Source organism: Sphingomicrobium nitratireducens, from assembly GCF_026157035.1.
Taxonomy (GTDB): Bacteria; Pseudomonadota; Alphaproteobacteria; order Sphingomonadales; family Sphingomonadaceae; genus Sphingomicrobium; species Sphingomicrobium nitratireducens.
On record NZ_JANJZA010000001.1, the window covers coordinates 847,568 to 873,194 of the forward strand.

A 25,627-nucleotide genomic window follows, 5' to 3' on the forward strand; every position below is an offset into this window, starting at 1 on the left:
TCGTGGTCGGATATGCCGCTCGTCTAGTCCCGTCAGGGGCGAGAATTCCAGTCCGTTTGTCGACGCGTCAGGAACGTTGGGCGAGAGCGCGGGCGTGGAAGTCGGGGCCGCCGAACAGCTGGTCGATGACCGCCTGGCGCTTCATGTAGAAGCCGATGTCGTGCTCGTCGGTCATGCCGATGCCGCCGTGCATCTGGACCGCTTCCTGCACCGCGAGGCGCGCGACCTGGCCGGCCTTGGCCTTGGCGACGTGAACCATCATCGCAGCGCGCTCGGAACCCTCGTCGAGCAATTGCGCGGCCTTGAGGGTCGCGGCGCGGGCGATCTCGATCTCGCCGTAGAGATGCGCGGCGCGGTGTTGAAGTGCCTGGAAGCTGCCGATGGGTTGGCCGAATTGCTTGCGTTCGCGCAGATAGGCATTGGTCATCTCGAACGCGCCGGCGGCGACGCCGACCAGTTCGGACGCCACCCCAGCACGGCCCGCGGCAAGTGCGCGCTTCAGGGGCGCATCGCCCTCGCCGACCTGCGCGTCGGCATCGACCTCGACCTTGTCGAATGACAGGCGCGCGGCCTTCGAACTGTCGGCCAGCGTGACGTTTTCGATGTCTAGCCCGCTCGCATCGGGCGCGACCGCGAAGAGGGCGGGGCCATCGTCGGTGGCGGCGGCGACCAGCAGCAGGTCGGCGCTCGCGCCTTGGACGACGAACTGCTTGTCGCCGTCGAGGACGAAGCCATTGCCCGAGCGGGTCGCGGTCATTGTGATCTTCGAAGGGTCGTGGTGCGGGCCCTCGTCGATGGCCAGCGCGGCGACGGTCTTGCCCTCGGCGATGCCGGGCAGCCACTTTTCGGCGTGCGCGCTGCCCTCGAGCGCGCGCACGGCCGCGACCGCGGTCGTCAGGAAGGGCGAAGGGGTGAGGTTTCGTCCGATTTCCTCGAGCACGACGTTGGCTTCGACTTGGCCGAGCGCGCTGCCGCCCGCCGCCTCGGGGACGAGGATGCCGGTCAGGCCGAGCTTGCCCATTTCCTCCCACAGCGAGTGGCCGAACCCGTCCTTGCAGCCGATGTCGCGCCAGTGGCGCAGCTGCTTCGAGATCGCGCCTTTCTCGGCCATGAAGAGGCGCACCGTATCCTGCAGCATGCGCTGGTCGTCGTTCAACTTGAGCATGTCAGGCTCCCGGGAGCTGGAGGATGTGCTTGGCGACGATGCCGAGCTGGATTTCGGACGTGCCGCCCTCGATCGAATTGGCCTTGGTGCGCAGCCAGTCGCGGGCCCTGGCACCCTCCTTCGAGCGATCGCTTTCCCATTCGAGCGCGTCCGACCCGCCCAGCGCCATCACCAGTTCGTGGCGGCGCTTGTTCAATTCGGTGCCGGCATATTTCATCATCGAGGGCAAAGCGGGATGCGCCTCGCCCGCTTTCAACTGGTCGATGAACGCCTCGCTCATCGCCTGGAAGGCGAGCGCGTCGACGTCGAAACGCGCAAGGTCGGTCGCGAGCAGCGGATCGTCGACCTCGCCGAGCGCTTCGGAGAGCAGCGAACTTCCCTTGCCGCCGCCCAGCCCCATGCCGCTGATCATCTCGCGTTCGTGGCCGAGGAGGTACTTGGCGACCGTCCAGCCCTTGTTTTCCTCGTGGACGAGTTGGTCCTTGGGCACCTTCACGTCGTCGAAAAAGGTCTCGCAGAACGGGCTGTAACCGCTGATCAGCTTGATCGGCTTGGTCGAGACGCCCTCGCTTGCCATGTCGAACAGGAGGAAACTGATGCCGCCATGCTTGGACTCAGTGCTGGTACGCACGAGGCAGAAGATCCAATCGGCCTCGTCGGCATAGCTCGTCCACACCTTCTGGCCGTTGACGAGGTAGTGATCGCCTCTGTCCTCGGCCTTGGTCGAAAGGCCTGCAAGATCGCTGCCCGCGCCCGGCTCAGAATAGCCCTGGCACCAGCGGATTTCGCCGCGTGCTATGGGAGGCAGGAAGCGCTGTTTCTGTTCCTCGCTCCCGAACGCCAGCAGCGCCGGGCCGAGCATCGAGATGCCGAAACTGGTCAGCGGGACGCGGCAGCCCAATGCTTTCATTTCCTGCTTGAGGATCTTGGCTTCCTCTGCCGACAGGCCGCCGCCGCCATATTCCGACGGCCAGTCGGGCACGGTCCAACCGCGTTCGCCCATGACTTCCAGCCATTCGCGCTGCGCATCCGACTGGAAGGTGAAATCGCGCCCGCCCCAGCAGATGTCCTTCTCGGACTTCATCGGCTTGCGCATCTCGGGCGGGCAGTTCGCCTCTAGCCATGCACGGGTTTGCGCGCGAAAATCGTCAAGTTCGGTCATGACCCTTGTCCTTTGGGGGTGGGGGATTTAGCCCGTTTTTGCAGGCTGCACCGCGCCATTTCAACAAGGGGATCGAGACCGTGGACTTTGACCTTACGGAAAGGCAGCAATTTTTCCGCAATTCGGTCCGCGACTTCATCGACGAACATGTCCGCCCGCGAGTCGGTGATTATCACGCGCAGATCGCCCAGGGCGACCGCTGGCAGCCGCTCCAGGTCATCGAGGACCTCAAACCCAAGGCGCGCGAGGCAGGGCTGTGGAACCTGTTCATGCCGCCGGGCGGCGCGCTCCGGCACGTCGACGAGACCTTCCCGTTCGAGGGCGAACAGCTCACCAATCTCGAATATGCGCTGTGCGCGGAAGAGATGGGCCGCATCTTGTGGTCGAGCGAAGTTTTCAACTGCTCGGCGCCCGATACGGGCAACATGGAAGTGCTCCACCGCTACGGGACGCGCGCGCAGAAAGACGAATGGCTTAGCCCCCTGATGCGCGGGGAAATCCGCTCGGCCTTTCTGATGACCGAGCCGGGCGTCGCCTCGTCGGACGCGACCAATATCGAATGCGCGATCACCCGCGATGGCGACGACTATTTGATTGACGGGCGCAAGTGGTGGTCGTCGGGCGCGGGGGATCCGCGCTGCAAGGTCGCAATCCTGATGGGCAAGACCGATCCGGACGAGCACAAGTATCGCCAGCAGTCGATGATCCTCGTGCCGATGGACGCCGACGGGATCACGGTGCACCGCGCGCTCAGCGTCTACGGCTATGACGATGCGCCCCACGGCCACATGGAAATCAGCCTCGAGGGCGTGCGCGTGCCGGCGTCGAACATGCTGCTGGGCGAGGGACGCGGCTTCGAGATCGCGCAGGGGCGGCTGGGGCCGGGCCGCATCCACCATTGCATGCGGACCATCGGCGCGGCCGAGGAAGCGCTCGGGCTGATGGTCCAGCGGTTGAACAGCCGCGTCGCCTTCGGCAAGCGCATCGCCGAGCATTCGATTTGGGAGCAACGGGTCGCCGAAGCGCGGATCGAGATCGACTGCACGCGGCTCCTGTGCCTCAAGGCCGCCGACATGATGGACAAGGCCGGCAACAAGGAGGCCAAGGCCGAGATCGCGATGATCAAGGTCAAGGCGCCGCGCATGGCGCTGAAGGTCATCGACGATGCCATCCAGGCGTTCGGAGGAGCGGGGGTCAGCCAGGACACGCCGCTCGCGCACAGCTGGGCGGGCATCAGGACGCTCAGGCTCGCCGACGGGCCCGACGAGGTCCACAACCGCGCCATCGCGCGCATCGAATATGCAAAGCATGCAGGAGGCGCGGCATGAGCAACCCCTTCGACCTCTCCGGCAAGACCGCGATCGTCACCGGATCCTCGCGCGGGATCGGCAAGGCGATTGCCGAGGCGCTGGCCGCACGCGGCGCCAACGTCGTCATCTCGAGCCGGACGCAGGAGGCCTGCGATGAGGTGGCGGCGGCGATCAACGCGGCGGGGGGCGGCAAGGCGATCGCGGTCGCGGCCAATATTTCCGACAAGGCCGGGCTGCAGGCGATGGTCGATGCCGCGAACGGGCAATTCGGGCAGGTCGACATCCTCGTCTGCAACGCCGCGTCCAACCCCTATTTCGGGCCGATGGGCGGGATTACCGACGAGCAGTTCGAGAAGATCCTCCAGAACAATGTCATCTCTAACCACTGGCTGATCCAGATGGTCGCGCCGGGCATGCTTGCGCGCGAGGACGGGTCGATCGTGATCGTTTCCTCGATCGGCGGGATGACCGCGTCGACCACCATCGGCGCCTACAACGTGTCGAAGGCGGCCGACTTCCAGCTGGCGCGCAACCTCGCGGCGGAATTCGGGCCGAAAAAGGTGCGCGTGAACTGCATCGCGCCGGGGCTGATCCGCACCGATTTCGCCCGCGCGCTGTGGGAAAATCCCGACCTTCTCGCCAAGATGACGCGGCACATGCCGTTAAAGCGCATCGGCGAACCCGAGGAGATTGCGGGAGCGGCGGTGTTCCTCGCCTCGCCCGCGTCAAGCTACATGACCGGCCAGTCGATCGTGGTCGACGGCGGCGCGACCATCGGGGCGGGCCTGTGAGCGGGCGTCTCGACGGCAAGATCGCGATCGTCACGGGCGCGGGCTCGGGCATCGGCAAGGCGACGGTCGAATTGTTCCGCAAGGAAGGGGCCACCGTTGTCGGCGCTGATCTCAAGGGCGCGGACGTCGAATGCGATGCGGGCAGCGAAGCGGCCATCGCCCGGCTAGTCGCCGACACGGTGGCGCAGCATGGCGGGCTCGACATCTTCTTCGCCAATGCCGGCATTTCGGGCGGTCTCGACAGCATTTTCGAGCAGGACGAGGCCGCCTGGGCGGAAATCCTGCGCGTCAACACGATCGGGCCTGCCATGGCGATCAAGCATGCAGCGCCCGAAATGAAGAAGCGCGGGGGCGGTTCGATCATCGCGACCGCGAGCGTGGCGGGGTTGCGTTCGGGCGCGGGCGGCCCTGCCTACACCGCGTCCAAAGCGGCGGTGATCAATCTCGTCAAGATCGGGGCGGAGCAGCTGACCGGCTCGAATATCCGCGTCAACGCGATCTGCCCCGGGCTGATCGAGACCGGCATGACCGAATTCGTCTACGAGCGCGCCCGCGCCAAGGGCGTCGAGGACAAGCTCGGCCATCTTAATCCGTTGAAGCGCGGCGGCCAGCCGATCGAGATCGCCAATGCCGCGCTGTTTCTCGCCTCCGACGAGGCATCCTACGTGAACGGCCATGCGTTGGTCGTGGACGGGGGCCTGTCGGCCTCGCACCCGTTCAATCTTCAGGCCTATGGCCGCACTGCAATCTGAAAACACCGGAGACTTTGATGACCGACCCGATTTCGTCCGAAACCCATGGTGACGTGCGTATCATCTGGAGCGACAACCCGCCCGTGAACGCGCTCGGCGCCGCCGTGCGCCAGGGGCTGGTGCGCGAGATCGAGGCGGCCGAGGCCGACGATGCGATCAACGCCGTCGTCATTGCCTGCAAGGGCAGGACCTTCTTCGCGGGCGCTGACATCACCGAGTTCGGCAAGCCGCCGGTGATGCCGTGGTTGCCGACCGTGGTCGACCGGATCGAGGCCTGCACCAAGCCGGTCGTCGCCGCGATCCACGGCACGGCGCTGGGCGGCGGCTGCGAAGTGGCGCTGGGCTGTCACTATCGCGTGGCGCTGCCGTCGGCGAAACTCGGTTTCCCCGAGGTCAATCTCGGCCTGCTGCCGGGCGCGGGGGGCACGCAGCGCGGTCCGCGCGTCGCAGGCGTCGAACTGGCGCTGAAAATGGCGACCACCGGCAAGCCGATCAGCGCGACCGAAGCGTGCGAGGCGGGCCTCGTCGACCGCATCGTCGAGGGCGATCTCCTGCCTCACGCGGTGGCGTTCGCCGAGGAAGTGAAGGACGTGCGCCCGCTCCCCAAGTCGTCCGAGCGGACCGACAAGATCGAAGGCGTCGATGCGTCGGTGTTCGAGGACTACAAGAAGGCCAACGCCAAGCTGTTTCGCGGCGACATCGCGCCCCAGGCCAATCTCGACTGCATCAAGGCGGCGACCGAGATGCCTTACGACAAGGGCGTGATGGTCGAGCGCTCCAAGTTCATGGAACTGATGGTCGGGCCGCAGGCCAAGGCGCGGCAATATTTCTTCTTCGCCGAACGCAAGGCGTCGAAGATCGAGGGCGTCGACGAGAACGTGGCCCCGCGCGAGATCAAGCGTGTCGGCGTGATCGGTGCCGGCACGATGGGCGGCGGTATTTCGATGAATTTCCTGTCGGCGGGCATTCCCGTGACGATCGTCGAGATGAACCAAGACGCGCTCGATCGCGGCACCGGCATCATGCTCAAGAACTACCAGTCCACCGCCAAAAAGGGCCGCATGACCGAGGAACAGGTCGGCCAGGCGATGGGGCTGTTGAACCCGACGCTCAACTTCGATGACCTCGCCGAATGCGACCTCATCATCGAGGCGGTGTACGAGAATATGGACGTAAAGAAGGAGATCTTCACGAAGCTCGACGGCATCGCCAGGAAGGGTGCGATCCTGGCGTCGAACACCTCCTATCTCGACATCAACGAGATCGCGTCGGTGACGAGCCGTCCCGAGGACGTGGTCGGGCTGCATTTCTTCTCGCCCGCCAACATCATGAAATTGCTCGAGGTGGTGCGCGGCGACAAGACCGCGGACGACGTGCTGGTCACCGCGATGGCGCTGGCCAAGAAGATCCGCAAGGTCGCGGTCATCGCGGGCGTCTGTTACGGCTTCATCGGCAACCGCATGCTGATCCCGCGCCAGCTGCAGGCGGAAAAGCTGCTGATGGAGGGCGCGACCCCGCAGCAGATCGACAAGGTCCACGTCGACTTCGGCATGCCCATGGGACCGTTCCAGATGGCCGACCTCGCCGGTGTCGACATCGGTTGGCACCGCGATCCGTCCCGCATCGAGAGCATCCGCGACGCGCTGTGCGCGATCGACCGCTGGGGCCAGAAGAAGGGCGCGGGCTTCTACGATTATGACGAGAACCGCCGCCCGTCGCCCAGCGAAAAGGTGCAGGCCATCATCGACGACTTCGCCGCCAAGAAGGGCATCGAAAAGCGCGAGATTTCCGACCAGGAGATCGTCGAGCGCACGCTCTACACGATGGTCAACGAAGGCGCGAAGATCCTCGACGAGGGCAAGGCGCAGCGTGCGTCCGACATCGATGTCGTGTGGGTCTACGGCTATGGCTGGCCGGTCTATCGCGGCGGCCCGATGCACTGGGCGGACAGCGAGGGCCTCGACACGATCGTCGAGGGCCTCAAGCGCCAGGAAGCCCGCCTCGGCGACGACTGGAGCTTCTCGAAGCTGCTGCTCGACAAGGCCGAAAAGAAAGAGAAGTTCACCCGCTGATCGACGCGGGATTGACTTCGATCCGGGGGCGGCGTTCATCGGTCTGATGAGCGCCGCCCTTCTTCTTGCCTTGAGCTTGCTCGTCGCCCGCGTCGACCCGCTGACGGTGAGGCTCGAACTCGACGATGCGGAGCGGTTCGCCGAGTTGATGGAAGGCGATGCCGTTCCCGACGCGGCGGTCATCCGGTCGCGCTATCTGGAGCAAGGCGGGGAGGCGATCGCCATCTTCACGCCGGGCCGGATCGAGAATGCTGACCATCTCGCCGCCACCGTTTCGGCCAACCCTGGGCTCTACCGCGATGCAGTGACGCGCTGCTTGCCATGGGCGAGGAAAGCGACGCCGCTGCTGCGCGCCACCTACCTGGGGTTGTCGGGCCTCCTCCCGCACCATTCCTTGCCGCGTATCGCCGTCGTAGTGGGCGCCGACAATAGTGGCGGGACGGCGGGCGAGGGGATGCAGGTTCTCGGGCTAGAAGTCCTGTGCCGGACTTCGCCCGACCGTGCCGCCTTCGACGCGCAGTTGCGCAAGTTCTTCGCCCACGAGACGGTGCACACGATCCAGGGGCGCGGCGATGAAGACGACGACCTGTTGTTGCGCCAGACGATGACGGAAGGGGTGGCGGACTATGTCGCTTCGCTGGTGACCGGCCAGCCACCCGATCGAGAGCGCGACAAGTGGGCGCGCGAGCGAGAGCAGGATCTTTTCAACGAATTCGCGACCGATCTGGCGGAAATGCGGCGTCTCGAGGCCGACCCGGACGACACGACCGAGCCGATGATGGCCATCCTGAGGCGCTGGCACATCAATGCGGGCTCGCCGCCCGAAGGCTGGCCGGGCGAGCTGGGCTACTGGATCGGTCGCCGGATCTCGCAAAGCTTCGTCGATCGCGCCGAGGACAAGCGGGCCGCGATCGAGGCGCTGATCGCGCTCGAGGATGCCGACGCGATCGTCGCGCAAAGCGAGTTCGCCGAGATATTGGCGCGGTAAGAGCGCTGGCGGGACTTTTCATTGCCGCGCCATTGTGCATGGTCACCGAAACGACTTTCCAGCGAGGTGCATGATGGCGACGGTGATGAACGAGATGGGCGTGCAGGGGAAACGCTACTCCGCGCTGGCCGCCTTCTATCATTGGCTGTCGGCGATCCTCATCACCGCGCAGCTGTGGACCGGCTACATGTTTCACAAGGTGCTCGAACGCGGCTCGGAAGCGCGCGGCGAGATGATGGCGTGGCACAAGACGCTGGGCGTCCTCATCCTCCTCGTCGTGCTGCTGCGTCTCGGCCAGCGCCTGATGAAGCCGGCGCCCGAATTCCCGTCCGACCATCCCGCATGGGAACAGTCGCTTGCCAAGTGGGGGCACCGAGCGCTCTACGCCTTCATGCTGATCGTGCCGCTGACTGGCTATATCGGCGTGTCCGGACGTGGCCCCGAGGTCGAGCTGCTCGGCGGGATCACCATTCCGGCCATTCCCGGCTTCGACAAGGACAGCGCGCACGAGATCGGCGAATTCCACGTCATTCTCGTCTACGCGTTCGTCGCGCTGCTGATCGTCCACGTGTTCGCCGCGCTTCGCCACCACGGCGACCGCCCGAGCTCGGCACGTGGCCGGATGTGGCCCTCGCGCCCCTGATCTAGGCGACCACCCTACGCGAGGCTGCCAGCCACAGTCCCGCGACCAGCGCCATACCCGCGCCCGCGAAGAAGGTGGCGGGTGCGCCGAAGCGGTCCCAGATGAGGCCCGCGGCAAGGCTTGCGAACAAGGCCGCGATCCCGCCCACGAAGAAGAAGGCGCCGAAGCTGGTCGCGCGGTGGCCTTCGGGCGCGGCGTCGGCGACCATGCGCGAGAGGATGCCCTGCGTGAACGCCATGTGCGCGCCCCAGATGGCCGTGCCGACGAGTACCATCGGCAGGGCTTCGGCGAAGGCAAGTACGAGGTCGGCGGTAACCAACAGCACGATCCCCACGGCAAGTACGCGGGTCGGTGCGACGCGGTCGCTCCAGGCACCGGCCGGGTAGGCGAACAGGAAGAAGGACACCGCGAACAGCGCCAGCACCACTGGCGAGTAGATGGGGTCGAGCCCGACGTCCATCGCGCGCAGGATGAGAAAGCTTTCGGAAAAGCGCGCCAGCCCGAACAGCAGGCCGAGTAGCAGCAGTTTCTTTACGGCCGGCGCCAGGTCGCCGAGACCGCCCCAACGCAGCTTGACCGCCTGCGCCGCCTTTCGCGCGGGTTCGCGCAGCATGGCGGCGGCAAACAGGAAGGAGAGGAAGGCGGGGATCGCCGCGATCCAGAAGATGGTGCGGATGTCGCCCGCCAGCCACCACATCATCGCGACCGCCGCGAGCGGGCCGATGAAACCGCCGACCGTATCGAGCGACTGGCGCAGGCCGAACGCGCGGCCGCGATCCTCGGGCGGGGTCTCGTCCGCGATCATCGCGTCGCGCGGGGCGCCGCGAATGCCCTTGCCGACCCGGTCGACAAGCCGCGCGCCGAGCACGGCGAGCACGCCCTGCGCGAGCGGAAAGAGCGGTTTGGAGAGCGCGGCAAGGCCGTAGCCCAGCAGCACCCAGGGCTTGCGCCGCTGGCTGCGGTCGCTGAGCGGACCCGAGGCGAGCTTGGAGAATTGGGCGGCGCCCTCCGCCGCGCCGTCGAGCGCGCCCATTGCGGCGACGGGCAAGCCGAGCGTGACGGTGAGGAATGCCGGGAGCAGCGCGTGATAGATCTCGCTCGACAGGTCCATCAGCAGGCTGACAATGCCGAGGATCCAGACCGTGCGGGGAAGGGGGCGACGCATCGGGAAGGTGGAGCAGGAAAGCGCCGAAGCGGCAAGCGCCCCATAGTTTTCGATCTGCAATATTGCCACGCGGAAAATGTTCGTTAGAGTCAATATCCATGTGGGGACAGGCATCACCGGACCTGCTGGCCGAGCGGCTGGCAGCGATCATCGAGGCGCTCGATGTCAATCGGGACGACGATCGCGCGGCACGGCAGAAGCGCGCCATGTTGCACGCCATCGCATCGCGCCAGCCCGCGACTCTGGGAGAGATCGCCGAAGCGACCGAGCGCGGGGCGCCCGCGCTGAGCCGCGCGGTCGACGCCGCGGTGCGCGAAGGCCTGGTCGACCGGCAGCAGGATCCCGACAATCGCCGACGGCTCCAGCTTCGCCTGACCGAGGCGGGGCAGTTGCTGCTCGACGATGGCGGACTCGACAGCGGGCCGCTCGCGGAGAAATTGAGGCGGCTCGCCCAGTCGGAATTGCGCGCGATCGAACGCGCGGTCGAAATCCTCGAACGCATGGCCTGAAGGCAGGGCGATGGCGGCGCGGCTGGTCGAAGTGATCGTCCCCGATGCCGAGGTCGCCGACGCGAAGGCACTGATCGAACGCCATTGCCGCCGCTTCTGGCGCGTCAGCGTGCCTGGGCCGTTCGAGCAATTTAGCTGCCTCGTCCAGAGCCGCTACGTCGAGCGTTTCCTCGAGGATATCGAGAAGCAATTCGGGAACATCGAGGGCTTCGAGGCCGTGGTCGTCGAGACAGAGGCACTGGTGCCTCCGCTCGAGGAGAGCCGCGCCACGGCGTTGCCGATCACGCTGGCACCGCCCTCAGCGCTCGAAGCCTTCTTCAGCCGCGACCGGCTGAGCACCGACGAACTTCATGACGATATCGCGCCGAGCGTCCAGTTGACGCCCGCCTTCCTCGCCATGGTCGTCCTATCCGCGATCATCGCCGCGCTGGGCATGCGCGCGGGCAATACGGCAGTGGTGATCGGTGCGATGGTCGTCGCACCGCTGCTCGGCCCGTCGATGGGACTGGCGCTGGGCGCGACGGTCGGCGACGGGAGGCTCGCGCGGCGGGCGGCAGTCGCGCTCGCGGCAGGAGCTTTGGCAGCGGTCGCGGTGACGTTTCTCCTCGGGCTGCTGATCGACGTCGATCCCGGCGTCGACGAACTGAGATTGCGCGCCTCGGTCAAGCCGTCTGACGTCGCGCTGGCGCTGGCCAGCGGGACGGCAGGCGTGCTCGCCTTCAGCCGGGGCCGGGCGCTGTCGCTGGTCGGGGTGATGATCGCGGTCGCTCTCGTCCCGCCGCTGGCAGCCGCGGGGCTATTCCTCGCGCACGGGCACGAGACGCTAGCCTACGGTGCGCTCTATCTGTTCGTGACGAACCTCGTTGCGGTGAACCTTGCCGGGATTGCGTCCTTCCTCGCGCAGGGGCTGCCGCCCAAGAGCTGGCGGATGACGGGCGGCATCCTTGCCGTCTGGGCGCTGGTGCTGCTGCTGTTCCTCGCAGCCATTTCGGGTCGTGCCCTGTTCGGAATCGCGGCGCCCGCGCTTCCCTATCTCTAGCGCTGCACGCGCCACCATCTCGCCTCAATCATGTTGCATTGCGGCATCGACGCCGATGCTGTAGGGCGCGGCCCGAAAACTCCCTGTTGGAAAAATAATCATGACTCTTCGCAACGTCGCGATCATCGCGCACGTCGACCACGGCAAGACCACGCTCGTCGACCAGCTCTTCCGCCAGTCGGGCACCTTCCGCGAAAACCAGCGGATCGAGGAACGCGCGATGGATTCGAACGACCTCGAGAAGGAGCGCGGGATCACCATTCTCGCCAAGTGCACCTCGGTCGAATGGAACGGCACGCGCATCAACATCGTCGATACGCCCGGTCACGCCGACTTCGGCGCCGAGGTGGAGCGCATCCTCTCGATGGTCGACGGGGTGATCCTCCTGGTGGACGCGGCCGAAGGGCCGATGCCGCAGACCAAGTTCGTGACCGGCAAGGCGCTCGGCCTCGGGCTTCGCCCAATCGTGGTCGTCAACAAGATCGACCGCCCCGACGCGCGTCCGGCCGAAGTGCTCGACGAAGTGTTCGAACTGTTCCTCAACCTCGACGCCAATGACGAGCAATTGGACTTCCCGGTCCTCTATGCGTCGGGCCGAGCGGGCTATGCCGGCCTTACCGACGACGTGCGCGAGGGCGATCTCACGCCGCTGTTCGAGAAGATCGTCGGGCATGTCCCCGAGCCGGGCCTCGACGAGACGGCCGAGTTCAAGATGCTCGCCACGCTGCTCGACCGCGACAATTTTCTCGGTCGTATCCTGACCGGTCGCATCGAGAGCGGCACGCTCAAGGTCGGCGACCCGATCAAGGCATTGGACGTCAAGGGCAACAAGGTCGAGGAAGGCCGCTGCACCAAGCTGTTCGCGTTCGAAGGGCTCGAGCGCGTGCCGGTGGAAGAGGCCAAGGCGGGCGACATCGTCGCGATCGCGGGTCTCGTGAAGGCGACCGTGTCGAACACGATCGGCACGCCGGCGATGACCGAACCGCTCGCCGCGCGCGAGATCGATCCGCCGACGCTCAGCATGACCTTCGCGGTCAACGACAGCCCCTATGCCGGCCAGGACGGCGACAAGGTGCAGAGCCGCGTGATCCGCGACCGCCTCGAGCGCGAGGCGGAATCGAACGTCGCGATCCGCATCTCCGAAAGCAGCGACAAGGACGCGTTCGAAGTGGCCGGGCGCGGCGAACTGCAGCTCGGCGTGCTGATCGAGAACATGCGCCGCGAGGGTTTCGAACTGTCGATCTCGCGTCCGCGCGTGCTGTTCCGCGAGGGCGAGGGCGGCCGCGAAGAGCCCTACGAGACGGTCGTTGTCGACGTCGACGACGAATTCTCGGGCACGGTCGTCGAGAAGATGGCGCTGCGCAAGGCCGAGATGACCGACATGCGTCCCTCGGGCGGCGGCAAGACGCGCCTGACGTTCAGCGCGCCCTCGCGCGGCCTCATCGGCTATCATGGCGAATTCCTGTCCGATACGCGCGGCACCGGGATCATGAATCGGATCTTCGAGAAATATGGCCCCTACAAGGGCCAGATCACGGGGCGCCAGAACGGCGTGCTCATCTCGATGGACAAGGGCGAGGCGGTTGCCTACGCGCTCAACAGCCTCGAGGATCGCGGCATCCTGTTCGTCTCGCCCGGCGAGAAGCTCTATCAGGGCATGGTCATCGGCGAGAACGCCAAGCCGCAGGATCTCGAAGTCAATGCCCAGAAGTCCAAGCAGCTGACCAACTTCCGCGCGAGCGGTAAGGACGAAGGCATCCGCCTGACCCCGCCGCGTCGCATGACGCTGGAGCAGGCGATCGCCTACATCCAGGACGACGAACTGGTCGAAGTCACGCCGACGACGATCCGCATCCGCAAGCGCCACCTCGACCCGCACGAGCGCAAGAAGCACGCGCGCAAGCTTGAAAATGCCTGATGAAAGCTGAACGGATATTCAGATTTGTGCGCTGCAACTGAATATTTGTTCAGTTTTTACAGTGGGTTGCCCCGTTCGTCTCAAGTCGGGAACGGTTGATCTAGTGTTAAACTTGCGTTTGTCTGCATAATCCTTATCTGGGCTCTGTAACGGAAAGAGCGAGGGAAAACGGTCCCGTGGAGGGTGATCGTTTTCGAGTGCGAGACGGACAGGAGCTACCCGCGCGCTGGCCCATCCCCCGGGATGCGATGCCACCGACACGGCGAATGACTGGCCGCACGTTTTTGAGCGGACATGAAGCGGATTTGGGGGGCCGGCATCTTGCCGGCGATGGCCGGTATTATGCTGTCGACCGGTGGGTCGCAGGCGCTGGCACAGACGATGAACAACATTCCGGTGGTCAAGGCGGTCTTCGATCGCGATACCGTCGAACAGGCCGCCGATGCGGCCATCGAAAGCGAAGAAAAGACGCTCGACCAGCTGGTCGAGGAGTATCGCGGTGGCGATGCACTCGATCGCGAGGCCAACTGCCTTGCGACCGCGGTCTACTTCGAAGCGCGCGGCGAGAGCCTCGAGGGCCAGCTTGCGGTTGCCGACGTGGTCCTGAACCGCGCCGAGAGCGGCCAGTACCCCTCGGACTGGTGCTCGGTCGTGAAGCAGAAAGCGCAATTCAGCTTCGTCAAGAACGGTCGCTTTCCCAAGGTCACCGAGTACGAGGCCTGGGAAGATGCCAAGGCGATCGCGCGCATCGCGATCGACGGGGCAAGCGAAATCGTTCGCGGCGACGTGCTGTGGTACCATGCCGACTATGTCGCGCCGACGTGGCGTCGCAACCTCAACCAGGTGACCAAGGTCGGCGTGCACATCTTCTACCGCGCCTAAAATCCTCCTGACATCGCTGGAGCGCCACGGCTGGCCGTAAACCCCGTTCAACGGGGATTGGGGAAAGCGGTGGCGCTCCTGTCTTATGTGACTGGCCCGCAGCCGTTTTTCCGGTTGCCTCAAGGGGGGAGCCAAAGCGATGCTCAACATGCTGATCGTCGAGGATGACGCGCAGCTTGCCGTCACGCTCAAATATCTGGTGGAGGACAATCCGCGCTACCGCGTCGTGGCGACCGCAGAAGACGAGGCCGGGGCGATCGAGGCGGCCGAGCGGTACGATCCGGATCTTGCGCTCGTCGATCTCAAGCTGGCGCACGGATCGACCGGGTTCGCGGTGGCAGTCCGGCTGGCCGATCTGGGCATTCCCACCTTCTTCGTCACCGGCAAGGCACCCTCCTTCCCGATGCCCGACCTGGCGCTCGGGTGCCTGGTCAAGCCGTTCACCGCCGAGGACGTCCACCGCGGACTGGCAGCGGCGGAGGACGTGATGCGCGGGCGCGAGGTGCTGCGCAAGAAGCTGCCGGACAATCTGCTGCTCTACGAGCACGGGACGGAGGACGAGGAGGCGCCGGGATTCATTCCCTCGCGCAGGAGCCTCAGGACGCGCCTCGAACACTGGATCGCGGGCACGCAGACGCAGAGCCACTAGAGGGCGGAGCGCGTTCGGTTTTCCGGGGAGGCGGCGGCTGGATGCCCCATGAGGATTCGAACCTCAATTGACGGAGTCAGAGTCCGTAGTCTTACCATTAGACGATGGGGCAATGCCTGCCGGGGGCGCCGAATAGGAAGGACGCGCCGCCCTGTCAACGCCCTCTTTGACGCCCGGTTGCCTAAAACACGCAAAAGCGGGTAAGGCTGTCCACAGGTCAGCCGCGCGGAATGGCTCGCGCGGTGCAGAAGAACGAATGGACAAGGCCCATGGCGCAGCCCGATGCTGCCAAGGCGCCGCCGCCCCGCCGCAGGGGAGGAAGAGGCAAGAAGCCGCCACCACGGCGGGTTCCCGAGCGCAATTACGGCGCGCTCGACCTCGGCACGAACAATTGCCGCCTGTTGATCGCACGCCCGACGCAGGGCGGATTTACCGTCATCGACGCCTTCTCGCGCATCGTCCGGCTGGGCGAGGGACTGAGCCAGTCCGGTCGTCTCAGCGACGACGCGATGGATCGCGCGGTCGGCGCGCTCGGCATCTGCGCGCAGAAACTCAAGCGCCGCAACGTCGCACTGGCGCGTTCGGTCGCGACCGAGGCCTGTCGCCGCGCGGTCAACGGGCGCCAGTTCATTGACCGCGTGCGCCGCGAAACGGGCATCGCGCTCGACATCATCCCGCCGCAGGAAGAGGCGCGACTGGCAGTGCTGGGCTGTCACACGCTGCTAGGACCTGGCGACGGGCCGGCGGTGATCTTCGACATCGGTGGCGGCTCGACCGAGCTGGTGCTGGTCGAACCGGACGAGGAGACGCCCAAGATCCGCGCGTGGTGGTCGGCGCCGTGGGGGGTTGTCTCGCTGACCGAAAGCGAAGGCCGCGAGGCGATCGAGGGGCCGGACCGCTTGAAGGCCTACGAGCGGATGCGCGAGCGCGCGCGCCGCGGCTTCGCGCGCTTCGCCGAGTGGCTCCCCAAGGACCGCGACGATATCCGCCTGCTCGGCACGTCTGGGACGGTGACGACGCTCGCTTCCGTCTACCTCCAGTTGCCGAGCTACGACCGACGCGCGGTCGACGGGCTCAAGGTCCCGACCGGGTCGATGCGCGAGATCTCGACGTTGATCAGCGAACTCGATTTCCCCGGCCGCTCGGCCCTGCCGTGCATCGGCTCCGAACGCGCCGACATGGTGGTCGCGGGCTGCGCGATCCTCGAGGCGATCCTCGACATCTGGCCGGCGTCCGAACTGGGCGTGGCCGATCGCGGTATCCGCGAGGGCATCCTGCGTTCGCTGATGATGCGCGACGGGTACCAGCTGTGAGCCGCTCGCCGCGCTCGGGGCGCGCCGGCAAGGAGCGGGTCAAGACCGCGCGGCGCCGCAGTGCGTCCTCGACGCGCTGGTTGCAGCGGCAATTGAATGACCCTTACGTCAAGAAGGCGAAGGCGGAAGGCTATCGAAGCCGCGCCGCCTACAAGCTGATCGAGCTCGACGACCGGTTCGAGTTCCTCAAGGGCGCCAAGGGCGTGGTCGATCTCGGCATCGCGCCGGGCGGCTGGGCGCAAGTCGTGCGCCAGCGCGCGCCCAAGGCCGGCGTGGTCGGCATCGACCTGCTCGAGACCGACCCGATCGACGGCGTCACCATCCTCCAGATGGACTTCATGGACGACGCGGCGCCGAAACTCCTCAAGGACGCGCTCGGCGGGGAGGCGGACGTGGTGCTCTCGGACATGGCGGCCAACACGGTCGGGCACAAGCAAACCGATCACTTGCGCACGATGGGGCTGATCGAGGCGGGACTGGAGTTCGCGACCGAGATCCTGGCGCCCGGCGGCACCTATGTCGCCAAGGTGCTCGCGGGCGGGGCCGACAACAATCTCGTCGCGCAGATGCGGCGCCACTTTGCCAGCGTCAAGCATGCCAAGCCGCCCGCCAGCCGCAAGGGCTCAAGCGAATGGTACGTGGTCGCGCAGGGCTTCAAGGGACACCGCGACGGGACGGGAGAGGCCTAGCCCTCGCGGGCGCGCCGCGCGGCAGCGACCGCGTCGGAATAGGCCTGGTAGCCGTCGGCCGAATTGATCACCCGGTTGCCGATGACGAACAGCGGAGTCCCGGTCGCGCCGAGCAGACCCGCGAGCTCGTAATTGCGCTCGATCTCCGCGTCGAAGGCGGGGTCCTCGATCGCCTTGAGGTCGAGCCCGACCTTGGTGAGCGCCTGCGTGATGTTTTCCTCGTTGGGGCGACCGAGCGCCCACAGTGCTTCGTGGAAGTCGTGGAAGCGGCCCGCCTTGGAAGCGGCGAGCGAGGCCTTGGCCGCGATCACGCTGTCGGGGCCTAGCACGGGCAGTTCGCGATAGACGACGCGCAGGCCCTCGTCCTCGGCGACCAGCTTGTCGATATCGGGCTTGGCCTGGCGGCAGAAACCGCACGCATAGTCGTAGAATTCGACGAGAACGACCTCGGGCTCCTTGGCCCCGTCCCAGCTGGAGCCGTACGGGGTTTCCAGCAGCGCGCGATTGCTCTCGATCAGCGGCGCATATTGCTGGTCCCGCAGCGCGTCGGCGGCATCGACGAGGATGTCGGGATGCGCCGTCATCGTGTCGCGCACCAACCGCTCGCCGAGCATGGCTGGGCCGGCCATCATCAGGATGCCCACGCCCGCGACCGCCCCGAGCAGTCCTCCACCCAGGCCCGCATACCACGCCGCTTTCGCCATTACTTGTCCTTGTCTTTCTTGATCGCCGTCTCGCTTACCATGGCGATATCCTGCGCGCGAAGCCAGTCCGGGCTCGCCTCGGGTGTGCCGGCCATGGCGCGCTGCGCGCTGGCGAGGGCGAGCTTGTGTTCGCCCATCAGGTTGAAGCGCTCGGCCGAGGCGAGGGCGGCACCGGCCTCGTTGCCCTCGCGGTCGTAGATCATGCCGAGCTGGAACCAGGCGAAGGGATTTTCGCGGTCGCGATGAACCGCGGCGCGCAGTAGCCCCTCCGCCTCCTTGTAGTAGGTCGCATCTTCGGTCGACACGAGCGCGTGGGCGAGCGTCGTCGATATGAGCGTCTGCTCAGGCGCCAGCTCGACCGCACGGCGCAGAGGAGCGATGGCGAGGTCGGGATGGCCCGATTCTAGCAGGATCTGGCCCTTGAGCTCGAGGAAATAGGGATCGGTCGGGTCGGCCGCGACGAGCGTGTCAGCCTCGGCCATCGCCTGTTCGGGATAGGCGCCGCGATGATAGGCGTAGGCGCGGGCATAATGGGCGGGCACGCTCTGGTCGCTCGCCGGATAGTCGCGCGCGGCCCGTTTGGGGTCGATATAGCCGATCAGTTTGGCCTTGACCCTGTCGAAGCGGGCGTTGAGCAACGGGTCGACGGGGCGGTCCCACGCGGGATCTCGCTGGTAGATATCGCTCAGCGACGCGATGCGCTCCCCGCTCAAGGGGTGGGTGCGCCAGTAGCTGTCCTCCTGCGGAATGTTGAGGCGGAATTCCTGGTTCTGCAGCTTCTTGAAGAATTCGAGGCTGCCGCGTCCCGAAACGCCCGCCGCCGACAAGTAGCGCGCGCCCGCCATGTCGGCGGAGGTTTCCTGAGTCCGCGTGAAGGCGAGGAACTTGGTCAGCGCCGCCTGCTGGCCGGCCATCATGATGCCCATGCCCGCATCGCCTGCACCCGCCGCAATCGCCGCCACGCCCAGGAGCAGCGAGGCCAGCGAAATACCGGTCGCGCTTTTCGCGCCGCCCGCCATGCGCACGACGTGCCCGCCCTCGATATGACCTAGTTCGTGTGCGATGACGGCCTGGAGCTGGCCGACATGGTCGGCTTCCTCGATCAACCCCGAGTGGATGTAGACGACCTGGCCGCCCGCGACGAAGGCGTTGATGCTGTCGTCGTTGAGAAGGACGAAGTCGACATTCTCGGGCCGCAGCCCCGCCGCTTCCACCAGCGGCTTTGCGATGTCGTCGACGAACTGTTCGGTCTCCGCATCGCGCAGGGCAGTCTGCGCGGCGGCGGGTCTCGCGAACAATGTCGCGGCTAGCAGCAGCGTGAAGAGCCAGCGGACGGAATGGGATGCGCGCGTCATGGGGCCTTTTGAACCATCCGGGGGCTGAACCGCAAATGAAAGGGGCCGCCCCGTGAAGGAGCGGCCCCGGTCTTGATCAGCCGAACGTACGCTGCCACCAGCCCCTGCGGGGCGGGCCGTCGTCGCTGTCGCCCTCGGTTGCGGTGCCGTCATTGTCGGCAGGTGCGGCGGCCTTCGCCGACTTCGGCGCGGCTTTCCTTGCAGGCTTGTCGGTCGCCTTGGCCGCCGTATCGGCCTTCTTGGCACCCGACCGCGCGGGCTTCTTGGTGTCGTCGCCTTCCGACTCCGCCTTAGGCTCATCGTCCGCCTTCTTCTTGCGGGTACGGGTTGCCTTCGGCTTGGCCTCGCTCGCGGCCGCATCGTCCGCCTTCTTGCGGGTACGGGTCGCCTTCTTGGGCTTCTCTTCCGCGGGTTCGGAAGCCGCAGGAGCCGCCGTGTCGGCGTCGTCTTTCTTCTTGGCGCGCGAGCGGGTCGCCTTTTTGGGCTTGTCCTCGGCGGCGACCTCTTCCTTCACGGTTTCGGCCTCGGTCTCGGCAGCCTTGCGAGCGCGCGGACGGCGGCGCGTCTTGGGCTTGTCCTCGCTGTCCGCGTCGGCATCAGGCGCCGCGTCGGCGGCAGGCGACTCCTCGTCGACCTTCTTGCGACGACCGCGCGTCTTCCTGGGCTTTTCCCCGGAATCGGCGTCGGCGTCGGCGTCGGCGTCCGGCATGGCGCCCTGCGGCTCGCCTTCGTCGTCCGAACCCTGCTCCTCGCCATCACGGCCGCGGCGACGGCGACCACGCCCGCCGCGACGACGGCGGCGGCGACGCTTGGGCTTGTCGTCGTCGTCTTCGTTCTCGTCCTCGTCCGACGCTTCGATCGTCTCGTCCTCGTCCTCGATTTCGTCCTCGTCGAGGTCGGGTTCGTAAGTCTCGATCGGCCTGGGGGCCTGCGGACGCCGCTGGGGCTTGGGACCCTGGCTCTCGACGCTCATGCGGGCGCCCTCGAAATTCTCGTCGATGTCGACCTCGACGGTAACGCCGTAGCGTTCCTCGACTTCGGCCAGTTCGGCGCGCTTCTTGTTCAAGAGGAAAATCGCGGTTTCGTGCCCGGCGCGGAGCAGGATCTTGCTGCCCTTTCCGCGCGCGGCCTCGTCCTCGATCATCCGGAGCGCCGACAGGCCCGAGCTCGATGCGGTGCGCATCAAGCCGGTGCCCTCGCAGTGCGGGCAGGCGTGGGTCGAGGCTTCGAGCACGCCGGTGCGCAGCCGCTGGCGGCTCATTTCCATCAGGCCGAAGCCCGAAATGCGACCGACCTGGATCCGCGCGCGGTCGTTCTTGAGCGCTTCCTTCATCGCCTTCTCGACCTTCCGCACATGGCTGTTCTGCTCCATGTCGATGAAGTCGATGACGATCAGGCCCGCCATGTCGCGCAGGCGCAGCTGGCGGGCGATCTCGCGCGCCGCCTCGAGGTTGGTGGCGAACGCGGTCTGCTCGATGTTGTGCTCGCGCGTCGAGCGTCCCGAGTTGATGTCGATCGACACCAGCGCCTCGGTCGGGTTGATGACGAGGTAGCCGCCCGACTTCAGCTGCACGACCGGCTGGTACATGCCCGACAGCTGGTCTTCGATGCCGAAGCGCTGGAAGATCGGGGTGGGATCGTCGTACAGGCTCACCCGCTTCACGTGGCTCGGCATCAGCAGCTTCATGAAGCCGCGCGCCGCCTTGAAGCCGGGTTCGCCCTCGACGATCACTTCGTCGATTTCGCGGCTGTAGAGGTCGCGGATCGCGCGTTTCACGAGGTCGCTGTCGCGGTAGATCAGCGCGGGCGCCGAACTCTTGAGCGTCTTGTCGCGGATCTCGTCCCACAGGCGGGCGAGATAGTCGAAGTCGCGCTTGATCTCGGTCTTGGTGCGCTGGAGGCCCGCGGTGCGCACGATGAGCCCCATCGTCGAGGGGAGGCTGAGATCGGCCATGATCTGCTTGAGCCGCTTACGGTCGGAGCCGTTCGAGATCTTGCGCGAGATGCCGCCACCGTGGCTGGTGTTGGGCATCAACACGCAATAGCGGCCGGCGAGCGAAAGGTAGGTGGTGAGCGCCGCACCCTTGTTACCGCGCTCTTCCTTGACGACCTGGACGAGCAGCACCTGGCGGCGCTGGATGACGTCCTGGATCTTGTAGCGGCGGCGCAGCGCCTGGCGCTTCTTGCGCACCTCGTGGACCGCGCTCTCGTCGACCGGCGAACGGTCGCTTTCGGTGCCGACTTCCTCGGCCCCCTCGACGCCGTCTTCCTCGGGGCGATCGTCAAGGCCGTCGTCGTCGTGATGGCCGTCGACCGGCTCGAAGTCGCCGGCTTCCTCGCGCAGGCGCGCCTCCTCGGCGGCATGCTCTGCCTCTTCGCGCAGCAGCGCGTCGCGGTCGGACTTGGGGATCTGGTAGTAGTCGGGATGGATTTCGCTGAAGGCGAGGAAGCCGTGGCGATTGCCGCCATAGTCGACGAACGCCGCCTGGAGCGACGGTTCGACGCGGGTCACCTTGGCAAGATAGATATTCCCCTTGAGCTGCTTGTGCTCGGCGGATTCGAAATCAAATTCCTCGATCCGGTTTCCATCGACCACTGCGACCCGGGTCTCTTCCGGGTGGCGCGCGTCGATCAACATGCGCTTGGACATTCAAAATTCTCCGGGCGCGCGGCGACCTTGCGATCAGGCGGCGCGCCATGGTTGCGGCCCACGCGGCCGGCATCATGCCGGGGGCGAGGGCGGACTGAACGGAAACTGCTTTCGCCGCGTGGGCCATCACCGGGTTTCCGGTGAAAGACGCGCGCCGACGCTGGGATGCGTCTGCGCGGATATCGTCCTGTGGCGTCATGCGGCGTCAACCTCGTGGACCGACGGCCGGAATGGCCGCTCGGCGGTTTTCGGCCATCGAAAGGCCGTTACCGGCGCTCCGGTTAGCATTGCCGCTTCGCGCCCGCAACCAATTCCCGTCCCGTTTCGCTACCGGACCGACGGGACTTGATGGCGCGGTGTCCTTCGCCCAAGGATGTTGCCATGCGGAGGGGGCCCATCATCACCGTTCTGGTCGCGGCGGCGCTCGTCGCCGTCGTGGCGTGGCGAGGGTTGGGGACAGGGGCGCCCGATGCCCCCGCTGCGCCCGCCCGCGAACGGATGGTCGGAGAAGCGGGGCGCGGGGAAGTGACCGTCGCGCTGCGCGATGCACAAGCACCGGTTGCGATCATCGAGGCACGCGTGCCGGGCAGGCCGATCGTGCTGATCGATCCCGGCCACGGGGGCCGCGATCCCGGAACGGTCGTGCCCGGCGGCCTTAAGGAAAAGGACCTCACGCTCGCCACCGCGCAGGAATTGCGCGAGCGGCTGGCCGAGGCGGGGCGGGTGCGCGTCGCGCTGACCCGACCCGGCGATGCGACCCTCTCGCTCGAGCAGCGTGCGGCGGTAGCGCGCGCGATCGGTGCGGCGCTCTACGTCTCGATCCACATGGACAGCGCACCCAACCCGCAGGCGACCGGGGTCACCGTCTATTCACTCGCCGACGTCGCCTCGACCGAGGAAGCGGCGAGGCTCGTTCGCGCCGAGCGCGAGCGGGTGGGGCAGGTCGTGACGCTCGAAGACAACGCGGTTGAAGGTCTCCTCACCGACCTCGCACTGCGCGACCAGATGGCCGCCTCGGCGGCCTTTGCGCGCCGTTTCCTGCGACGGGCCGAAGGGCGCGTGCCGCTCCGCCCGACCCCGCACCAGTTCGCCGACTTCGTCGTGCTGCGCCGCGCCCAGTCGCCCGGCGTGCTGGTCGAGGCGGGCTATATTTCGAACGACGCGGACGCCGCGCGACTGGGAAGCAAGGAAGGGCGAGCGCCCCTCGTCGAGGCGCTCGCGCTCGCCATCGAGGCCGATCTCGCATCGCGCTGAAGCTTGCGCGCGCCGCACGAGGCGCTAGAGCCTGTTCGAGAGCCATGAACGTCCCCCGGATTCCCCTTCCCGACCTCGTCGCCTTCAACGAGCGTGTGCGTAGCCGCGTCGCGCCGCTGTTCGCGCGTCGGTGGGTGCGGCGGCTCGCCCTGATAGGCGCCGCAGGGTTCCTGCTGGTTGCGGTGATGTGGGTGTTCATCGCCACCAAGCTGCCGACCAGCGAGGACATTCTCGCGTACGAACCGGCGCTGCCCACGATGGTGCGCGGTCATGACGGCGACCCGATCGCGACCTATGCGCGCGAGCGGCGCGTCAGTCTCGCCTACGAGGACTATCCCGATCTCGTCGTCGAGGCCTTCATTTCGGCCGAGGACAAGACCTTCTTCAGTCACGGCGGGATCGACTATCCCGCGCTGATCAAGGCGGTCTTCAACTATACCGCCAAATCAGTGGTCGGCGGCGGGCGCACGCCGGGCGGGTCGACCATCACCCAGCAGGTTGCCAAGCATTTCCTAGGCGACGACAGCTATTCCCCGGTGCGCAAGGTGCGCGAAGCGATCCTCGCCTTTCGCATCGAATCGACGCTGACCAAGCAGGAAATTATTTCGCTCTATCTCAACCAGATCTTCCTGGGGCGGAACGCCTATGGCGTGCAGGCGGCGAGCCGTGCCTATTTCGACAAGGATGTCGACGAACTCGACCTCCACGAGGCAGCCTACCTCGCCGCGATCCCCAAGGGTCCGAGCAATTATCACCCGGTGCGCAACAAGGCCAAGGCGACTGCGCGGCGCAATTATGTGCTGCGCGAGATGGCCGACAACGGCTTCATCACCGAGGCGGAGCGCGCGCGCGCGTCATCGATCGAGCTGACCGCGATCCCGCAAGGTTCTGCCAGCCCGTTCCGTGAACGCGGCGGCTATTTCCTCGAGGAAGTGCGTCGCCGCCTGCTCGCCGACTATGGCGAGGAAGCCAAGGACGGTGAGAACAGCGTCTATGCCGGCGGTCTGTGGGTGCGCACCTCGATGGACCCAAGGATGCAAGACGCCGCCGCCGAGGCGATGCGCGAACAGCTGGCCCGCTTCGACGGGGGCAAGGGCTGGCGCGATCTCGGCATGAGCATCGACATGAGCCAGGACTGGCAGAGCCAGCTGCGCATCGCGGCGGTCGGCACCGGCTTTCCCGACTGGAAGAAGGCGGTCGTGCTCGAGAAGGACGGGCGCCGCGCGACGATCGGTTTTGCCGACGGTACCACGGCGAGCCTGCCGCGCTCGGCCGCGACCCAGCCCAAGCGCGGCGGCGGCGGCGCGGCGTTCGACCACTTCCGCGAGGGCATGATTATTGTCGTCAAGGACGTCGGCAACGGCAGCTACGCGCTGCGCTCGATCCCCGAAGTGTCGGGCGGGTTCGTCGCCGAGGAAGTCGCGACCGGCCGGGTGCTTGCCATGCAGGGCGGATTCGACGTGCTCGGCTCGTCCTACAATCGCGCGACGCAGGCCAAGCGCCAGCCTGGCTCCGCCTTCAAGCCGATCGTCTATCTGACCGCGCTCGAGAACGGGTTCACGCCCGCCTCGATCATCGTCGATGCGCCTTTCTGCGTGTGGCAGGGCGCGGGGCTCGGCGAGAAATGCTTCCGCAACTTCGATGGCAAGTATGCCGGCCCCAAGACGCTGCGCTGGGGCGTCGAACAGTCGCGCAACCTGATGACCGTGCGCACCGCGAACCAGACGGGCATGGGCAAGATCGTCGCCAATGCGAAGAAGCTCGGGGTCGGCGAATACGAGCCCTACATCTCGATGGCGCTGGGCGCGGGCGACACGACCGTGCTCAACCTTACCAATGCCTACGCGATCCTCGCCAATCAGGGGCGCGAGGTGAAGCCGACGCTGATCGACTACGTGCAGGACCGGCGCGGCAAGGTCGTCTATCGCGCCGACAATCGCTGCGCGCTGATGGATGGCTGCAATGCCAAGGACTATGACGGCAAGGCGATGCCGCGTCCGCCCAGCCGTGCCCGCCAGCTGGTCGATCCGCAGGCCGCCTTCCAGATGGTCAACGTGATGACCGGCGTGGTCCAACGCGGCACCGCGATCCGCCTTGCCGCGCTCGACATGGAGCTGTTCGGCAAGACCGGGACGACCTCTGGCCCGACCAACGTGTGGTTCGTCGGCGGGACCCAGGAAATCGTGACCGGCACCTATGTCGGCTATGACGATAATCGCAAGCTTGGCGGCTACGCGCAGGGCGGCAATACCGCGGGGCCTGTGTTCATGATGTTCGCCGAGAAGGTCCTCAAGGATCGGCCCAAGATTCCGTTCCGTGCGCCCGAGGGCATCCGGATGGTGCGCATCGACCGTCGCACGGGCCTGCGGGTCTTCGGCGAGTTCCCGACCAGCGAGGAAAAACAGTCGGCGGTCATCTGGGAAGCGTTCAAGCCCGAGACCGAGCCGCGGCGCAGCTGGCGCGCGCGGATCGACGAGGACGAGGACGACACGCCCAAGCGGGCCAGCCCCGATGCGGCCAACCCGCGCCCGCAGGCGCGTCCGCAGCGCCCCGCGCAGCCCGCGGACGACGATTTCTTGCAACGACAGGGCGGCATCTACTAACGCGCCCGCGACCC

Annotated in this window: 21 protein-coding genes and 1 tRNA gene; 15 read left to right on the forward strand and 7 right to left on the reverse strand. The window is 66.4% G+C overall.

Features of this window, described 5'->3' with window-relative positions; all coding sequences use genetic code 11:
• Positions 1-67: 67 nt before the first annotated feature.
• Complete coding sequence (locus NNY25_RS04310; protein WP_265570115.1) at positions 68-1,165, reverse strand: acyl-CoA dehydrogenase family protein; 1,098 nt, start codon at positions 1,163-1,165, stop codon at positions 68-70.
• 1 nt (position 1,166) lies between these two features.
• Entirely contained in the window at positions 1,167-2,327 is a 1,161-nt protein-coding gene (locus NNY25_RS04315) for an acyl-CoA dehydrogenase family protein (RefSeq protein WP_265570116.1), read from the reverse strand.
• A gap of 80 nt (positions 2,328-2,407) precedes the next feature.
• On the opposite strand from NNY25_RS04315, the gene NNY25_RS04320 reads away from it, so the two are divergent.
• From NNY25_RS04320 to NNY25_RS04345, 6 genes are all read left to right on the forward strand, one after another.
• Positions 2,408-3,655: an acyl-CoA dehydrogenase family protein gene (locus NNY25_RS04320; RefSeq protein ID WP_265570117.1), complete on the forward strand. Its 1,248-nt coding sequence runs from the start codon at positions 2,408-2,410 to the stop codon at positions 3,653-3,655.
• The gene (locus tag NNY25_RS04325) at positions 3,652-4,428 is read left to right on the forward strand and encodes an SDR family NAD(P)-dependent oxidoreductase (RefSeq protein ID WP_265570118.1); all 777 of its coding nucleotides are present in this window, start codon (positions 3,652-3,654) and stop codon (positions 4,426-4,428) included. The genes NNY25_RS04320 and NNY25_RS04325 overlap by 4 nt, the downstream gene beginning before the upstream one ends.
• Positions 4,425-5,180 (forward strand): SDR family NAD(P)-dependent oxidoreductase, encoded by a 756-nt coding sequence (locus tag NNY25_RS04330; RefSeq protein WP_265570119.1) that lies wholly within the window; start codon positions 4,425-4,427, stop codon positions 5,178-5,180. The genes NNY25_RS04325 and NNY25_RS04330 overlap by 4 nt, the downstream gene beginning before the upstream one ends.
• A 17-nt stretch (positions 5,181-5,197) precedes the next feature.
• Positions 5,198-7,252 carry a 3-hydroxyacyl-CoA dehydrogenase NAD-binding domain-containing protein gene (locus NNY25_RS04335; protein ID WP_265570120.1) on the forward strand — a complete coding sequence of 685 codons (2,055 nt, stop codon included), beginning with the start codon at positions 5,198-5,200 and terminating at the stop codon, positions 7,250-7,252.
• A gap of 46 nt (positions 7,253-7,298) precedes the next feature.
• The gene (locus NNY25_RS04340) at positions 7,299-8,240 is read left to right on the forward strand and encodes a DUF2268 domain-containing putative Zn-dependent protease (RefSeq protein ID WP_265570121.1); all 942 of its coding nucleotides are present in this window, start codon (positions 7,299-7,301) and stop codon (positions 8,238-8,240) included.
• A gap of 70 nt (positions 8,241-8,310) precedes the next feature.
• Positions 8,311-8,883: a cytochrome b gene (locus NNY25_RS04345; protein ID WP_265570122.1), complete on the forward strand. Its 573-nt coding sequence runs from the start codon at positions 8,311-8,313 to the stop codon at positions 8,881-8,883.
• A 1-nt stretch (position 8,884) separates the two neighbouring features.
• Here NNY25_RS04345 and NNY25_RS04350 read toward each other — a convergent pair whose 3' ends face one another.
• Positions 8,885-10,048 (reverse strand): MFS transporter, encoded by a 1,164-nt coding sequence (locus NNY25_RS04350; protein ID WP_265570123.1) that lies wholly within the window; start codon positions 10,046-10,048, stop codon positions 8,885-8,887.
• 98 nt (positions 10,049-10,146) lie between these two features.
• On the opposite strand from NNY25_RS04350, the gene NNY25_RS04355 reads away from it, so the two are divergent.
• From NNY25_RS04355 to NNY25_RS04375, 5 genes are all read left to right on the forward strand, one after another.
• Positions 10,147-10,557: a MarR family transcriptional regulator gene (locus NNY25_RS04355; RefSeq protein ID WP_265570124.1), complete on the forward strand. Its 411-nt coding sequence runs from the start codon at positions 10,147-10,149 to the stop codon at positions 10,555-10,557.
• A 10-nt stretch (positions 10,558-10,567) separates the two neighbouring features.
• Positions 10,568-11,596, forward strand: coding sequence for a TIGR00341 family protein (locus tag NNY25_RS04360; protein WP_265570125.1), 1,029 nt, complete (start codon positions 10,568-10,570; stop codon positions 11,594-11,596).
• Between the two features lie 100 nt (positions 11,597-11,696).
• Complete coding sequence (gene typA, locus NNY25_RS04365; protein WP_265570126.1) at positions 11,697-13,514, forward strand: translational GTPase TypA; 1,818 nt, start codon at positions 11,697-11,699, stop codon at positions 13,512-13,514.
• Positions 13,515-13,808: 294 nt separating this feature from the next.
• Positions 13,809-14,396, forward strand: coding sequence for a cell wall hydrolase (locus NNY25_RS04370; RefSeq protein WP_265570127.1), 588 nt, complete (start codon positions 13,809-13,811; stop codon positions 14,394-14,396).
• 139 nt (positions 14,397-14,535) lie between these two features.
• Positions 14,536-15,045 carry a response regulator gene (locus NNY25_RS04375; RefSeq protein WP_265570128.1) on the forward strand — a complete coding sequence of 170 codons (510 nt, stop codon included), beginning with the start codon at positions 14,536-14,538 and terminating at the stop codon, positions 15,043-15,045.
• Between the two features lie 38 nt (positions 15,046-15,083).
• Here the strand turns inward: NNY25_RS04375 and NNY25_RS04380 are convergent.
• Positions 15,084-15,157 (reverse strand) — tRNA-Gln (locus tag NNY25_RS04380).
• A 118-nt stretch (positions 15,158-15,275) separates the two neighbouring features.
• Here NNY25_RS04380 and NNY25_RS04385 point away from each other — a divergent pair.
• Positions 15,276-16,358 (forward strand): Ppx/GppA phosphatase family protein, encoded by a 1,083-nt coding sequence (locus tag NNY25_RS04385; protein ID WP_420854311.1) that lies wholly within the window; start codon positions 15,276-15,278, stop codon positions 16,356-16,358.
• A complete protein-coding gene (locus tag NNY25_RS04390) occupies positions 16,355-17,047 on the forward strand; it encodes an RlmE family RNA methyltransferase (protein WP_265570130.1) in 693 nt (230 codons plus the stop codon). Before NNY25_RS04385 ends, NNY25_RS04390 begins: the two co-directional genes overlap by 4 nt.
• Here the strand turns inward: NNY25_RS04390 and NNY25_RS04395 are convergent.
• The 3 genes from NNY25_RS04395 to NNY25_RS04405 form a co-directional block, all read right to left on the reverse strand.
• The gene (locus NNY25_RS04395; RefSeq protein WP_265570132.1) at positions 17,044-17,751 is read right to left on the reverse strand and encodes a DsbA family protein; all 708 of its coding nucleotides are present in this window, start codon (positions 17,749-17,751) and stop codon (positions 17,044-17,046) included. The genes NNY25_RS04390 and NNY25_RS04395 overlap by 4 nt on opposite strands.
• On the reverse strand, positions 17,751-19,106 hold the full coding sequence (locus NNY25_RS04400; RefSeq protein WP_265570133.1) for a M48 family metalloprotease: 1,356 nt from the start codon (positions 19,104-19,106) through the stop codon (positions 17,751-17,753). Before NNY25_RS04400 ends, NNY25_RS04395 begins: the two co-directional genes overlap by 1 nt.
• 76 nt (positions 19,107-19,182) lie before the next feature.
• Positions 19,183-21,756, reverse strand: a complete 2,574-nt coding sequence (locus NNY25_RS04405) for an Rne/Rng family ribonuclease (RefSeq protein WP_265570135.1) — start codon at positions 21,754-21,756, stop codon at positions 19,183-19,185.
• A 381-nt stretch (positions 21,757-22,137) separates the two neighbouring features.
• On the opposite strand from NNY25_RS04405, the gene NNY25_RS04410 reads away from it, so the two are divergent.
• Positions 22,138-23,010, forward strand: a complete 873-nt coding sequence (locus NNY25_RS04410; RefSeq protein WP_265570136.1) for an N-acetylmuramoyl-L-alanine amidase family protein — start codon at positions 22,138-22,140, stop codon at positions 23,008-23,010.
• A 44-nt stretch (positions 23,011-23,054) separates the two neighbouring features.
• Positions 23,055-25,613, forward strand: coding sequence for a penicillin-binding protein 1A (locus NNY25_RS04415; protein WP_265570138.1), 2,559 nt, complete (start codon positions 23,055-23,057; stop codon positions 25,611-25,613).
• The last annotated feature ends 14 nt before the right edge of the window (positions 25,614-25,627 follow it).